Below are 14,278 nucleotides of genomic sequence, written 5' to 3'. Positions count from 1 at the left end.
TATTAATCTCTCAGACTACAAACTCAATTTTATGTAAAGATATTTACGAATCGATCTAATCAAAACAGTACAATCATGAGTAAATTTTCCGAGCAGATACACATTGCTATCAGCAGTTTTTTGCAAAACGTTATTTATTACGATTTGCAGCTTTCACAAAAAATGGCTGAGCATCATTATTTCTCTTTTATGTGGCAGTATACCGCCAAAGCCGTAATCGAGCCCGCTGATCAGGCGGCTGCTTTGAGCAAACATATAGGCGCAGAAGTTATTTTTACATTTAAAGTCAACGGAATTCAGTTAATGTCTAAAGGCATTATAAACGGCGTTGAATCGGTTGACCGCCACGGGAGCCCGGCCGGAATATTGGTTTCCGGTATCAGTCACACCGTTGTCATTGATGATATGAAAAAATCCAGAATCTTTCTGGAAAAGAACCTTCAGGATATTGCACTGGAAATCTTTTCAGAAGAAAGTTCCGGAGAATTTTATCAGCGTGAAGCCATTTTGCCCACTTTCACAAAACCCTTTAAATACAAACCGCAGTACAACGAAACCAGTTTTGAATTCCTGAAACGATTAGCAAAACGTTACGGAAAGTGGTTTTATTTCGACGGCATGCGCATGCAATTCGGCCAAACCAAAACCAGCAAAGTCAAACTCATCAACGGCTCTTCGCTTCATCAATTTAAGATTCAGGCGCAGTTGGTTTCGCATAAAACCTCTTTCGGCGGATACGACCCCAACAACGCATCAAACATCAAAAATGCCTCCGAAAAAAGCACCAGCGGCAGTCAGGATCGTTTTGCAAAATCGGTTGGTTTTAATCAGGGATCGATTGCCCGGCAGGGTTTAAGCAATGGCGCGTATACCAACAATGCCCAAAACAAAGACGAAATCGACGAAATGGTGAAACTGCAAACCGCAGGCAGAGACGCGAACAGTATTTTTTATAGTGGTACCTCCTATTTACCAATCGGCCTCGGACAAGTTTTCACCATCCTAAATAAAACCGTAGAACACGAATTAATAGCCATCGAAATAACCCACCATTCCGAAGTAAACGGAAACTACAGCTGCGAATTCAAAGCCATCCCCGCCGATGTCGCCGCACCACATTACACAGACATAACCTCTTTCGCCACCGCCGAAAGCCAGTCCGCCTTAGTAAAAGACAACAACGACCCCGAAGGCATGGGTCGCATCAAAGTCGATTTCTATTGGCCCGGCTGGGGAAATACGAGTGAATGGATGCGCGTAGTGCAACCTCACTCCGGTTCAGGAAAAGGCTTTTATTTCATTCCTGAAATTGGCGAAGAAGTACTAGTTGGTTTTGAAGGTGGCAATGTTGATTGTCCTTTTGTGATGGGAACCCAATATAACGGACAAGCATTTTCTGGCTACAACACTCCCAAAAATGATTTAAAAGTCATACGAACCCGATCTGGAATTATAATAATTCTTAACGATGCTGATGGAAGCGTTTTAATCCAGGACCCTAGCGGAAACAAATATTTTATGGACGGAAATGGAAATATAGAGTTAGCAGCTCCCAAAAATATGACATTCAATGCAGGAGAAGACATCAATATGAATGCAGGACAAAACATGACCACAACAATAGGACTCAATAAAACAGATACTATTGGCGGCAATCATAATGAAAGTATTACTGGCTCGAAAACCATTTCTATCGGTATCAATTTTATGCTAAATGTTATAGGAAACATGGCTGAATGGATAAAAGGAAATAAAGAAACAGAGAGTAAAGACATTAAAGAAATGGCACAGGAAGTTCTCTTAAACAGCGTCGAAAAAAGTATAAATGTACGAGGCGCCAAAAACGTAAACAACCACAGTGGCGAAACATCTAAAAACGGTTAATCATGAGCATAACAAGAATTATTGGCGGTAAACTAACTAAAACTGCCACAACCGGAAATATAGACATACGTGCAACAGAAGGAAATGTAGATTTTATTGCTGCTCAGCATAATATTTGGCATGGAGAACAAGAAGGCATTTTCTATCATGATTATGAACCTCTGCATCCATCAGATACATTAGCCACTACAATCGATATTACTTTAAATATATTTTTTGACGGCACACAAAACAATAAAACCAATACAATAAAAGGCAGGGATTACAAGGAGTCGAACCATGAAAATGACAGTTATACCAATGATTTCTCGAACGTAGCACGTGGTTATGACACTATAAAGGCCGATGAACCTTTTCAGGAAAGTATTTATATTGAAGGAATAGGAACCCATGATGAGCAAAGCGATGATGTTCTTCCGGATGTTGCCATGGGTATGGGCGACAGAGGTGTAGTAGCAAAAGTTGTTAAGGCTTGTGTCGAAGCTGGCAAAAGAGCCTTCAAGTATAAAGGAAAAGAGATTGATAAATTAAAAGTAAATGTTTTTGGTTTTAGCCGTGGTGCGGCAGCTGCCAGACATTTTTTGCATATCGCCAATAGTCCTGCTATTGTTTTTAATACAGATGAAAATAATAATATAACAATAAATACACCTCGAAGCTATCAGGGGATGGAAACTCAGGATTTTAGGTTTAAGGTACCTTACAGCCCTATATTAGACAAACATGGTTATTTTGCCGCCTGCTTATTGAAAAACCAAATTAATCCAAAAAAAATTGAATTCAATTTTACAGGGCTTTATGATACCGTTGCTTCTTACGGGGTTTATCATGGAAATGATGTAAGTGATTTAGATCTTGATGCCATTAAAAATTCACATTTTGTTTTTCAGCTTTCGGCAGATGATGAATACCGGGAAAACTTTGACCTTACTGATATTACCAGTGCAGGTTTAAATGGGCTGGAGTATACACTGCCCGGCGTCCATTGTGATATTGGCGGTGCTTATAATGATCTCGAAGACGAAGTTTCTGTTTTATATTATAAAAGAGAATCTGTTTACAACAGGATAATTCATGGTACTGATACCGAAATAGAAAAATTTAGGAAAATAGTAATTAACGAAGGCTGGTACAAACCTTATCAAATTACTGCCGGAGTTCTTCGCGATTCAGACCTGGGTACAGTAACAAAAGGAAGCGTTGATGATACCGAAACTTTTTACACCGTTGTCGGTACAAGAAAAGGCCTGCGCAATATTTATGACAAGATCCCACTAAAAAAAATGCTTTTTTATTCAAAACAATTTGGAATAGTTTACGACGAAATAATCATTACAGACACTCATGAGATAAAATACCCTTTTTTACAACAGGTATATAACCAACTATTAAACTATATGGTGGCATGCAATGATTTACGCAATAAATATATAGCAGAAAAGTCGACCGATTCTCAAAAGTATTTGAACGAGTTACGTCAAATATCATATCTCGATTATATAAATGAGAATGATTTAAAAACTTTGAGAAACGAATATTTACATTGGTCCGTAAAAGCTAACAAATTCGGACTGGAAACACGCGAAAGTCAGGCCCCCTCTAAAGAAGGAGCACTGGAACAGCAATTTAGAAAAAGAGAAATACACCATGGATAGAATAAAAAAGCTATTACTGCATTGTAGTGTACTCACCATTATTTTTACCCAATTAATCAGTTGCCAAATGAAAAAAGACTTACCGCAATTTCATGTAGAAATGTGCCATCCTGAAAGCAAATACAGAATAGAACCTGTTTACGATAAAATAAAAACCTTAGAGGGTATTTCTGCCTCATTTCCTTATGGTGGTACCTCGGGCGTATGGGGAGATTCTCATAAATCATGGACAGAACAGTATGGTACCCCAGTTGGGGCAGACATTACATATTATGCTAAATATGAAGATACATTTTATCGCTTAAATGTAGATTTTCCCATAGATACGATTGTAGATTTAGCCAAAAGGTTATATGCTACTGATGAAGATTTAGAAAATGATGAAGCACTAAAAGAGTATGTATATGAGCGTAAACCTAATCAATATGGGGCGTATACAGAATTTAGAGATCTTGTTTTTGGTTTTGCGCCAAAAGGAATGGTGGTGGTTTGGCTGCGATATGGCGCTTCACAAAAAGAACTGGGGCGCTATCAGGCAGAAGTCATAAAAGACGACAGATCATTAGCGGACAAATTATTTTCAACCAAAATTACAGTTTCAAGAGATCAAATAAGGTCTACTAGACTTATTCCAGATGCCAGTCCTGAAAAATGGGACAATTACCGTGAAAAATATGTCTGGCGTCCTGCCATAACTTCTGAAAATAAAAACTTTAAACTTTTCTGGATATTAACAGAATATTTTAATGCTGAGACTGAGAATGCAGTTCGCCCCATTTTATTGCATCCTGCGAAAAGAGAAAGGGCTATTCCGAGTCTTATTACATTTTTTTGGGAAACCGGTAAAGGAGAAAAGTTCGAAGGCAGGGCATTTTTTAATTGGGAAAGAACCAATGAACTGTTTAAAAATGAAGATAACGGCGATAGTGAAATTCGAATAAAGATCGACGACAATAATAGTGATTTTCAGGTAATGTTAAACGGAAAACCACTAGAAACAGTTAATAAGAGAATTTTTAGAACGGAAAGAGAATTTAAAGAATCGTATAAATAATTTTATTATTAGGCAGAAAAGAGAAATACACCATGGATAGAAGAAAAAAGCTACTACTGCATTGTAGTTTATTCATCATTATTTTTACCCAATTAATCAGTTGCCAAATGAAAAAAGAATTACCGCAGTTTCACGTAGAAATGTGCCATGCTGAAAATAAATATGAAATAGAGCCTGCTTACGATAAAATAAAAACTTTGGAGGGTGTTTCTGCCTCATTCCCTTATGGAGGTTCTTCGGGCGTATGGGGAGATTCTCATAAATCATGGACAGAGCAGTATGGTACTCCAATTGGGGCAGACATTACGTATTATGCAGGATATGAAGATACATTTTATCGCTTAAATGTAGATTTCCAGGTAGATACGATTGTAGATTTAGCCAAAAGGTTATATGCTACTGATGAAGATTTAGAAAATGATGAAGAACTAAAGGAATATGTATATGAACGTAAACCTAATCAGTATGGGGCGTATACAGAATTTAGAGATCTTGTTTTTGGCTTTGCGCCAAAGGGAATGGTCGTGGTTTGGCTGCGATATGGTGCTTCACAAAAAGAACTGGGGCGCTATCAGGCTGAGGTCATAAAAGATGATAAGATCCTTGAGAAAAAGTTATTTGCTTCCTGGTCAATGAATCGAAAAGAAGTACGTGAAAAATATTTAATTGCAGATGCCAGTCCTCAAAAATGGGACAATTACCGTAAAAAATATGTCTGGCGTCCTGCCATAACTTCTGAAAATAAAAACTTTAAACTTTTCTGGATATTAACAGAATATTTTAATGCTGAGACTGAGAATGCAATTCGCCCAATTTTATTGCATCCTGCCAAAAGAGAAAGGGCTATTCCAAGTCTTATTACTTTTTTTTGGGAAACCGGTAAAGGAGAAAAATTCGAAGGCAGGGCATTTTTTAATTGGGAGAAAACAAACGAACAATTTAAAAATGAAGATAATGGGGATAATGAAATTCAAATAAAAATTAATCCTGATAATAACGATTTTGAAGTACTAATAAATGGCCACCCTTTAGAAACAGTCAATAAAAGAGTTTTTACAACGGATAGGAAATTTAAAGAATCTTATAAATAATTGCGACATACAACAATTAACAAAAAGAAAATACAATGGATAAATTAACTAAGACCCATTTTCTCTTGATATTAATCGCGATATCAATGCAAACTTACTTATTAAATGGTGAAAGACATTCTGAAGAGGCTATATTATTTGCAGTTCCTATAACGATTAATATACTGTTATTCTTGATTTACATTACTCATAAAGAAAATTCGGAATACAATGACTCAATAAAAACTATATTAAGGTATTCCTTAATTATTTCAGCAATCTATTTTGTGGTTTTTGGATATTTATTTCAATTAGGCAAAGCTTTTAAAAATTAATTATGAAAAGAGAAAGCAAATTTAATGATCCAACAAACAAATTACTTTTATTACTATTGATAATTACTATAATTGCAAATTGTGTTCAAAGCTATTATTTCAAAGCAAACAAAAGATATGACTGGACAACTAATGTTATAAGTAGCAAAGGAAATATAGTGCAGGTTTCAAATTGTACTTTTAAAGGTAACTCATACGATATTAATAAAAATATAATACTCGACAATGGCTGGGATAAAACAAATGATACTGAAAATAATGTGAAAGATACTTTTTTTCCAGATAGTCTATCAATAAAATGGTTTTCGTATAGTGAGCAAAAATTTTACAATGGTAGTTTTGCTTTACCTAACGAAACTATTGAGACAAAAGCAATACAAATGGGTATGTTTCCCAGCGTTCAGAATGATCATAATGATTATAGAGTCCTTCACTTTATTGCTGAAGTTCAGCAAAAAGGAAAGATTGTAGTATGGATACAAAAATTTGATGAAAACCGTAATTCAACAAAATTAAAAATTGCTACTTACCACGCCAAAGAGACAAAAGCAAGCTGGCATATTTTTGATGATAGTTCAGAAACCAATAAAATATCAGAAATCGATATTTCTAAAAAAGTGGCTTTAGTGATGGAACGACATTTTTATAAATTAAATATTTCATTACCGGAAGGATATATCCTAAACAATTCTTACTTCGAATTATTTAATCAGCACATTTGGCGTTTTAGTGAACGAGAACTAAAAACAGTATTAAATTTTGATTTTCTACCAAAAGAATTTGATTTGGAATGGAGCAATGGAAAAAAAAAATTTACTACACAATTTTCTTTTGATGAAGATGAGGTCTTAGAAACTTTCAGAAAAGAAAGTATTAATAGAGATTCAGTAGAGTCACTGGTTTTAGAACTAGTCGTAAATGACCATAATGATGCAATAAAAGTTAGACTTAAAAATTCAAAAACAAATTCAGACATTATATTTAAAGATAAATATCAATCTAAAAATGAGAGAAGTATTATCCAACTTAGAAACTAACCAATAAAAGTAGGGCTTTTTTATAACAACACAATTTCAACTATAAAAGCAACATTTTAAAACTTCAAAACTCCGTAAAATCCTAAAAGGATTTTACGGAGTTTTTTTATTCTAACATTTTACCCACAACTACCAGCCCTTCACAGCCCCACCTTTAAATTCACGAACCGCTGCCTGCTCTACTTCTGCAGATTGGAATGCCTGAAGAAACTGTTTTACCTTTTCTTCATTTTTATTGTCTTCACGGCTTACCACCAGATTTACGTATGGAGAATCTTTATCTTCTACAAACAAGGCATCACGCGCCGGAACTAAACCTGCCTGAGAAGCAAAAGTGTTGTTGATAATAGCAATCGAAACATTTTGATCGTCTAAAGCACGAGGCAACTGAGGCGCTTCTAATTCTAATATTTTTAGATTTTTAGGATTACTTACAATGTCTGTTACTTTAGGCAACAAACCAACTCCAGAGCGCAATTTTAATAAACCGTTTTTTTCTAAAAGCAATAACGAACGGCCTCCGTTTGTTGGATCATTTGGAATAATGATCGTGCTTTCGTTTTTAAATTCGGAAAGGCTTTTTATCTTTTTAGAATAAGCCGCAATCGGATACACAAATGTTTTTCCGATAATGGCCAATTTATAACCGCGTTGTTTAGACTGCTCATCCAAATAAGGTTTGTGCTGAAAAGCATTGGCATCAATATCGCCCTGACTCAACGCTTCGTTGGGAATTACATAATCATTAAACGAAACCAGTTCCACCTCAAGGCCGAATTTTTCTTTCGCAACTTTTTTAGCCGCCTCTGCTACTTTTAATTCTGGTCCGGAAGCAACTCCGACTTTAATATGATGCGGATCGTTCTTTTTGTTTTCTCCACAATTTGATAAAACAAGTGATAAGGCTATAATTCCGGCTGTTTTAAAGAAATTTAATTTCGTATTCATCTTTAATATTTTTTAATTTTTAATTCTAATTTTTAATTGGCAATTATCTGTGGTCAAATCGTTTTGATAAAGTATCACCGGCAAACTGGATAAGGAATACCAGAATCACCAATAAAGCCAATACCGAATTCATCGTTACCGCATCATAACCAATATAACCGTACTGATAGCCCACTTGTCCTAAACCGCCCGCTCCTACTGCTCCGCCCATTGCAGAATATCCCACAAGAGTAATTAAAGTGATAGAGGCTGCATTGATCAAAGAAGGCAACGCTTCCGACAATAATACTTTATATACTATTTGAAAAGGGGTTGCACCTAAAGCTCTTGCGGCTTCAATTAATCCTGATGGCAAACCTAAAAGACTATTCTCTACCAATCGTGCAATAAAGGGCGCTGCCCCAATACTTAACGGAACCAATGCCGCACTAACACCAATGGATGTTCCCACAATCGCGCGAGTAAACGGAATCATCCAGACAATTAAGATAATGAAAGGAATAGAACGGAAAATATTCACCAAAACAGATAACACTCTATTTAAAACAGGCTGTTCTAATATTTGATTTTTTCGGGTAAGGAAAAGCAAAATACCTGTTGGAAGTCCTAGCAGGAAGCCGAAAAATCCGGACAAAAATGTCATGATGATCGTTTCCCAGGTTCCTTTTAATAATAATTCAATAATGGATTCAGACATAACCTATGATTTCTGTTTTAATATGTTTTGATATAAAATATTCGATTGCAGCTTTGTAGTTTTCGCGTTTACCGGATAACTCGATCAACATAATTCCAAAATTAACTTCACCGGCCTGATCCATTTGGGCACTAATAATTTTAAAATTAGTGTCAAACAATCTCGAAACTTCTGAAATTACAGGTTCATTCACTGATTTTCCTGTCATTTCAAGTCTTAATAGCGGATTTAAATTTTCGCCATCTTCCTTTTGTAATCTTTCCAGATAAACGGCAGGAATATCGAGATGCAAAGAAGAAGCAATAAATTCCCTTGTCAGTTCATGTTTGGGATCGGCAAAAATTTCGCCGACACTTCCCTGCTCTATCAGTTTTCCGTGACTAATTACGGCTACTTCATCACAAATTGATTTAACCACTTCCATCTGGTGTGTAATCAATAAAATAGTGATGTTAAGTCGGCGATTGATGTCTTTCAGTAAATTCAGAATAGATCTTGTGGTTGCAGGATCCAGTGCGCTTGTTGCTTCGTCACACAATAATACTTTTGGATTATTGGCCAATGTTCTGGCAATCGCAACTCTTTGTTTTTGTCCACCCGAAAGACTTGCCGGATAATCATTTGCTTTTTCGCTTAAACCAACCAATTGAAGCAATTCTAAAACTCTTTCCTTAATTGTTGCTTTTGATGTTCCAGCTAATTCCAAAGGAAAAGCAACATTTTCAAAGACTGTTCTCGAGGAAAGTAAATTAAAATGCTGAAAAATCATTCCGATTTGCCTTCTTTCAATAGCAAGCTGCGCGTTTGATAATTGTATCAGGGATTTTCCATCTACAATAATTTCTCCTGAAGTTGGTCTTTCCAGTAAATTAACGCATCTGATTAAGGTACTTTTCCCAGCTCCCGAAGTTCCGATTACACCAAAAATTTTCCCTGGCGGAACCTTTAGCGAGACATCCGATAGCGCCGAAACAATTCGGTCTTTCTGATGAAAAGTTTTACTGACGTTTTTTAATTCAATCATTCTTTAATTTAGTTTAAAACAAAAAAGCCTTTCAAATTAGTCATGAAAGGCTTTTCGAAAAAATAGTATTATTTTATATAGAAGCCCATACAATCATTGCAGTATCCCAGCACATCATTTTGTTGCTGTTATAATAATTCTTCATATTGTGGCTATTATTTCTCATTGCGGTTGCAAATTTAAAGAGTAATTTTCAATTTCACCTCATAAATCATCAAAACTTTTATTAACCTATCAAAATAGTAGATTAATTCATTTTATGAGTTATGGATTATGGATTATGTGTTGTTATCCGATATTCTATATTCTATACTCTATGTTCTATGTTCTATGTTCTATGTTCTATGTTCTATGTTCTTTATTCTTATTATCTATTCACTCCTCAAAAATTTCTTAAAGCTACTTTCCTTCTCTAAGAACACTAAACCCAATCATTATAAATTATTTTAATAATACTAAAAAATTATTAATTTGATTAATAAGCAAACCCGCCATAAATTTGTCTCATCAAAATCAAACAATTGATTTTAAATAATTAAAACAACTTAAAAAAATAGAAATCATGAAATTTACAAGAAGAGCAAACGCAAATTGGAAAGGTACTGGAATGGAAGGTAAAGGAACTATCAGTACACAAAGCACAACTTTGAACGAAGCACAATTATCTTTCAAAACCCGTTTTGAACAAGGAGTAGGAACCAACCCTGAAGAATTAATCGCAGCGGCACATTCAGGCTGTTTCACCATGCAATTAAGCTTTTTATTATCTGAAGCTGGTTTTGTTCCGGAAGATTTAGATACTGTGGCAAAAGTTACTTTCGAAGACGGAACCATTACTTTAATTCAATTGGAATTGACTGGAAAAGTACCTGGAATCTCAGAAGAAGATTTTCAATTGGCAGCTCAAAAAGCAAAAGAAATTTGTCCAATTTCAAAATTATTAAACACTGAAATTACTTTAGCTGTAACGTTGAACTAATTTCAATTTCAATTTCAAAAATCAATATCAATATTAATATCAGATAATCTAAAATCTAAAATCAACAATCTAAAATTTATAAATATGAAAACACTATCTATAAAAGAACAATTGAAATCTTACTTCTTGTTCACCGCTTTAATCTTAAGTTTAGTATTTACAACTGTAAATGGTAACGCACAATCCAAAACTGCTGCTCCACAAATTAAAAACGTTGTATTGGTACACGGTGCCTTCGCAGATGGTTCAGGATGGCAGGGGTTATACCAAATTTTAACTAAAAAAGGATATAACGTAACTATTGTTCAAAATCCGTTAAGCTCTTTAGCAGATGATGTTGCTGCAACTAACTTAGCTTTAGACAGACAAGACGGACCAACCATTTTGGTTGGACATTCTTGGGGCGGAACTGTAATTACAGAAGCTGGAAATCACCCAAAAGTAGCAGCATTAGTTTACGTAGCAGCTTTACAACCTGATAATGGAGAAAACTCTATTCAATGGTTACAAACTGCGCCTCCTGCTCCTGAAAATGGTGTATTAGCTCCAGATGATAAAGGAATCGCTTATTATGACAAAGCTAAATTTCATGCTGGTTTTGCAGGTGATTTAAGCAAAGAACAAGCTGATTTTATGTATGCTTCTCAAGGTGCTTTCCACGCAGAAGGTTTTGGAACACCTATTACAAAAGCAGCCTGGAGAGATAAACCTTCTTACGGAATTGTAGCAACAGAAGACAAAAGTATCACACCAGATATTCAACGTGCGATGTACAAACGTTCAAATACCAAAATCACTGAAATAAAAGGAAGCCATGTTGTTTTTATTTCTCAACCAGCAAAAGTTGCTAATGTGATTATTGAGGCATCGAAAAAGCAATAATTGTTTCAGCTTTGATCTAAGTATTTAAACACATAGAAACATAGATTTTTATACTGCAAAAAGGCGTTTCACTTGTTTCAAGACACATAGCTATGTGTTTTCAAGCAAGTGAAACGCCTTTCTCGACAAAGGAAAACTATGTTTCTATGTGTTTAAAATTACATAAACTTACTCACCGCTTTCACAAAATAAGGCGAATCGTTCCAACGAATTTTTCGATAGGCGAAGTCTTTTTTGAGGGAATCCGGAAGGGAATTCCAGATCGCTTCGTTCATTTTCTCCAATATTAATTTCTTCGAAAATGAATCTGAAACTACCAGACTGATTTCTCTTACTGGAATGGGTTCCGTGAAAGGTTTAAAAAGTCCGGATGGTGCGTCGTTCAAAATAGAAAGCTGCGGAATAATCGCAAATCCTAAATGTGCTCTGACTAAGTTTTTTAAGGTTTCAATCGAACTGATATCGTAAGTAAACTGCTCTTTTATTTTATCTGAGGATTTTAAACCGCAGATATCCAGTAATTGTGCATTATAGCAAAACTCGTGATGTAATAACAATAATTCGGTTTTATCTCCGGGCTGCATTTCATAAAACGCTTCTTTCGCCATGGGATGGGACTCATTCAAATACGCCACAAAAGGTTCTTTAAAAATGGGATGTTCAATTAAATTCGGATTTCCGGTTGGGGTCGCCATAATTGCGACATCAATTGTTCCCGTTTCTACATCTTTCATCAATTGTCCGGTATTGGATTCTCTTATAATGAAATGTACTTTTGGAGTAGCCTCTTTCATGGCTTTAATAAACAACGGAATCAAATAAGGCGATAAAGTTGAAATGATACCCACTTTGATCTCCCCTTCCAACAGGTTTTTTTCATTCACTACAAAATCCCGAATTTCATCCGCCTCACGGAGAATTTTTTTCGCACGATTGATAATTTCGGTTCCTAATATAGTTGGTGTCAAAGGTACTTTATTCCGATCAAAAATCTTTATTCCGATTTCCTCTTCCAGATTCTTTAGCTGAATTGTTAATCCGGGTTGGGTTACCATACACACTTCGGCGGCTCTTGCAAAATGACGTTCTTCGTCTAAGGCTACAATATATTTTAATTGCTGGATCGTCATTTATTATAATTTTATTTTATAAAGATAGAAAAATATCAATTTTAATTATAAAACTGTGAAGAATAAAAAATTTTACCACAAAGTACGCTAAGTTTTTTTGATGTGGACGGCTTTGTAAAAACACAAAGTTCACAAAGCTTTGTGAATATAACTTTGCGAACTTTGCGTAGATCTTTGTGCGCTTTGCGGTTAAATCTCAAAGCTGCTCAAATTTCCGTTAGTTAGACAATTTATCCTCCCCCATTAAAGAATCCAGTTTTTTCAATTTTGATCCCCAGAATGCATCAAAGAAAGAAATCCAGGTTTTTAGTTCATCGAAACCGTCTTTTTTGAGACTACAATACCGTTCACGACCACTGTCTTCTATGGAGATAAAACCTGCATTGTACAAGATTTTCACATGCTTAGAAACCGCCGGACGGCTCATGTCGAAATGATCAGCGAGCGAATTGATTGTTAGCCGATCTTCGCATAGCAGGGAAAGCATTTTCCTTCTGCTTGGGTCTCCGATGACCTGAAATACGTCAAGAGCTGGTGTTGCCATGTTATGCGTTTAATAAATTGTTTATTTTTTCGAATTTCTCTAGCCAGCCATGATTTAAACCATTGAAAAAATCAAGGTTTTCGTCTTTGTCAAATCCGTTATGTTCCAGATAAACTTGTGTGCCTTTTTCTGTGGGCTCGAGTTTCCAAATTACAACTGATTCAAGTGTGATCTTCTCATCCCCTGGCCCACTTTTCCAGGAATAGGATAATTTTTTGTATGGCTCAATTTCCAAAACGCTACAATAAAAAGTGCCATCGAAATCTAAATCCGGAATCGGGTTGATTCTAAATTGAAAATCGGTTCCCACTATTGGTTTAAAATTATTTTTCATTAACCAAAGAGCCATTAAGTCTGAGTCTGTCAGGTATTGCCAAGCCTTTTCAGGGGAATGAGCAAAAAAATACTGATGTTTGATGCTTCTTTTCATAATAAGTAACTTTTAAGTTACACAAACATATAAGTAACTTTTGAGTTACGCAATTATTTTCAAAAAAAAGATAACAATGTTCTGTTTAGAAAAAAACATAAACAACCTATTGTCAGTTCTTTAAAACAAAAACATGGGAATTTTATAACATTTTTAAAAAATTTTATAATTTTTAGCAAAACCAAAATCTCAAATTGTACGTATGTATCAATATACGATACTCTGGAATGGCTTAAATTCAAATGGAGAAGTTTTTGGAGCATATTGAGTTTAATGACCTTCCGGGTTATCGTTTTATTTCGTTAAATTTTATAAAAGCCGTAAAAGTTTGGAAAAGACTGAAATTCAGAGATTAAAAAAGAGTTTGCAATATTTGGAAAGCAAACAGCGAGAATTTAAAAAACAGCAGGACAATGATACTCGCAGTATTGAATCCATTATAAAATATCTAAAAAAAGACATGATCCAACAGTTTAACCTAACGGATTATGATTCATTAATCAAACAACAGATTAAAGACACAGATGTTTTTATTGTCCATGTCAAATACATGATAGAAAGTATTTTTTCAAATTCAATTTGAGCGCTGAATTAACTTTCACCACAAAC

15 protein-coding genes are annotated in these 14,278 nt (G+C 35.1%); 9 read left to right on the top strand and 6 right to left on the bottom strand.

Annotated elements, in window-relative coordinates:
* Nucleotides 1–75: 75 nt before the first annotated feature.
* The 6 genes from AC3ITQ_RS15045 to AC3ITQ_RS15020 all read left to right on the top strand — a co-directional run bounded on the left by AC3ITQ_RS15045 (nt 76) and on the right by AC3ITQ_RS15020 (nt 7,035).
* Nucleotides 76–1,884 (top strand): type VI secretion system Vgr family protein, encoded by a 1,809-nt coding sequence (locus AC3ITQ_RS15045; protein WP_489234987.1) that lies wholly within the window; start codon nt 76–78, stop codon nt 1,882–1,884.
* Nucleotides 1,885–1,886: 2 nt separating this feature from the next.
* Nucleotides 1,887–3,539, top strand: coding sequence for a phospholipase effector Tle1 domain-containing protein (locus AC3ITQ_RS15040; protein WP_489234986.1), 1,653 nt, complete (start codon nt 1,887–1,889; stop codon nt 3,537–3,539).
* 67 nt (nt 3,540–3,606) lie between these two features.
* Entirely contained in the window at nt 3,607–4,593 is a 987-nt protein-coding gene (locus AC3ITQ_RS15035) for a DUF2931 family protein (protein ID WP_489234985.1), read from the top strand.
* A 107-nt stretch (nt 4,594–4,700) separates the two neighbouring features.
* Complete coding sequence (locus AC3ITQ_RS15030; protein ID WP_489234984.1) at nt 4,701–5,684, top strand: DUF2931 family protein; 984 nt, start codon at nt 4,701–4,703, stop codon at nt 5,682–5,684.
* 35 nt (nt 5,685–5,719) lie between these two features.
* The gene (locus AC3ITQ_RS15025; RefSeq protein WP_489234983.1) at nt 5,720–5,998 is read left to right on the top strand and encodes a hypothetical protein; all 279 of its coding nucleotides are present in this window, start codon (nt 5,720–5,722) and stop codon (nt 5,996–5,998) included.
* Nucleotides 5,999–6,000: 2 nt separating this feature from the next.
* Nucleotides 6,001–7,035, top strand: a complete 1,035-nt coding sequence (locus AC3ITQ_RS15020; RefSeq protein WP_489234982.1) for a DUF2931 family protein — start codon at nt 6,001–6,003, stop codon at nt 7,033–7,035.
* 129 nt (nt 7,036–7,164) lie between these two features.
* Here AC3ITQ_RS15020 and metQ read toward each other — a convergent pair whose 3' ends face one another.
* Genes metQ through metN form a run of 3 tightly spaced genes read right to left on the bottom strand, consistent with a single transcriptional unit; the run spans nt 7,165 to nt 9,704 of the window.
* Nucleotides 7,165–7,983: a methionine ABC transporter substrate-binding lipoprotein MetQ gene (gene metQ, locus AC3ITQ_RS15015; RefSeq protein WP_489234981.1), complete on the bottom strand. Its 819-nt coding sequence runs from the start codon at nt 7,981–7,983 to the stop codon at nt 7,165–7,167.
* Nucleotides 7,984–8,026: 43 nt separating this feature from the next.
* Complete coding sequence (locus tag AC3ITQ_RS15010; protein WP_489234980.1) at nt 8,027–8,680, bottom strand: methionine ABC transporter permease MetI; 654 nt, start codon at nt 8,678–8,680, stop codon at nt 8,027–8,029.
* On the bottom strand, nt 8,673–9,704 hold the full coding sequence (gene metN, locus AC3ITQ_RS15005) for a methionine ABC transporter ATP-binding protein MetN (RefSeq protein ID WP_489234979.1): 1,032 nt from the start codon (nt 9,702–9,704) through the stop codon (nt 8,673–8,675). Before metN ends, AC3ITQ_RS15010 begins: the two co-directional genes overlap by 8 nt.
* Before the next feature lie 562 nt (nt 9,705–10,266).
* Here metN and AC3ITQ_RS15000 point away from each other — a divergent pair.
* Entirely contained in the window at nt 10,267–10,683 is a 417-nt protein-coding gene (locus tag AC3ITQ_RS15000) for an OsmC family protein (protein WP_489234978.1), read from the top strand.
* Nucleotides 10,684–10,767: 84 nt separating this feature from the next.
* Nucleotides 10,768–11,565: an alpha/beta hydrolase gene (locus AC3ITQ_RS14995; RefSeq protein WP_489234977.1), complete on the top strand. Its 798-nt coding sequence runs from the start codon at nt 10,768–10,770 to the stop codon at nt 11,563–11,565.
* Between the two features lie 158 nt (nt 11,566–11,723).
* On the opposite strand, the gene AC3ITQ_RS14990 is transcribed toward AC3ITQ_RS14995, so the two are convergent.
* The 3 genes from AC3ITQ_RS14990 to AC3ITQ_RS14980 form a co-directional block, all read right to left on the bottom strand.
* Nucleotides 11,724–12,695, bottom strand: coding sequence for a hydrogen peroxide-inducible genes activator (locus tag AC3ITQ_RS14990; protein ID WP_194655844.1), 972 nt, complete (start codon nt 12,693–12,695; stop codon nt 11,724–11,726).
* Nucleotides 12,696–12,912: 217 nt separating this feature from the next.
* On the bottom strand, nt 12,913–13,239 hold the full coding sequence (locus AC3ITQ_RS14985; RefSeq protein WP_026985355.1) for a metalloregulator ArsR/SmtB family transcription factor: 327 nt from the start codon (nt 13,237–13,239) through the stop codon (nt 12,913–12,915).
* A 1-nt stretch (nt 13,240) separates the two neighbouring features.
* On the bottom strand, nt 13,241–13,669 hold the full coding sequence (locus tag AC3ITQ_RS14980; RefSeq protein ID WP_489234976.1) for an SRPBCC family protein: 429 nt from the start codon (nt 13,667–13,669) through the stop codon (nt 13,241–13,243).
* 328 nt (nt 13,670–13,997) lie between these two features.
* Between AC3ITQ_RS14980 and AC3ITQ_RS14975 the strand changes: the two genes are divergently transcribed.
* Nucleotides 13,998–14,252 carry a hypothetical protein gene (locus AC3ITQ_RS14975; RefSeq protein ID WP_375032934.1) on the top strand — a complete coding sequence of 85 codons (255 nt, stop codon included), beginning with the start codon at nt 13,998–14,000 and terminating at the stop codon, nt 14,250–14,252.
* Nucleotides 14,253–14,278: the final 26 nt, after the last annotated feature.

The organism is Flavobacterium sp. KH_001 (assembly GCF_057840745.1).
The sequence above is the reverse complement of the archived record's forward strand: the minus strand, read 5'-3'. Positions and strand labels throughout refer to the sequence as shown.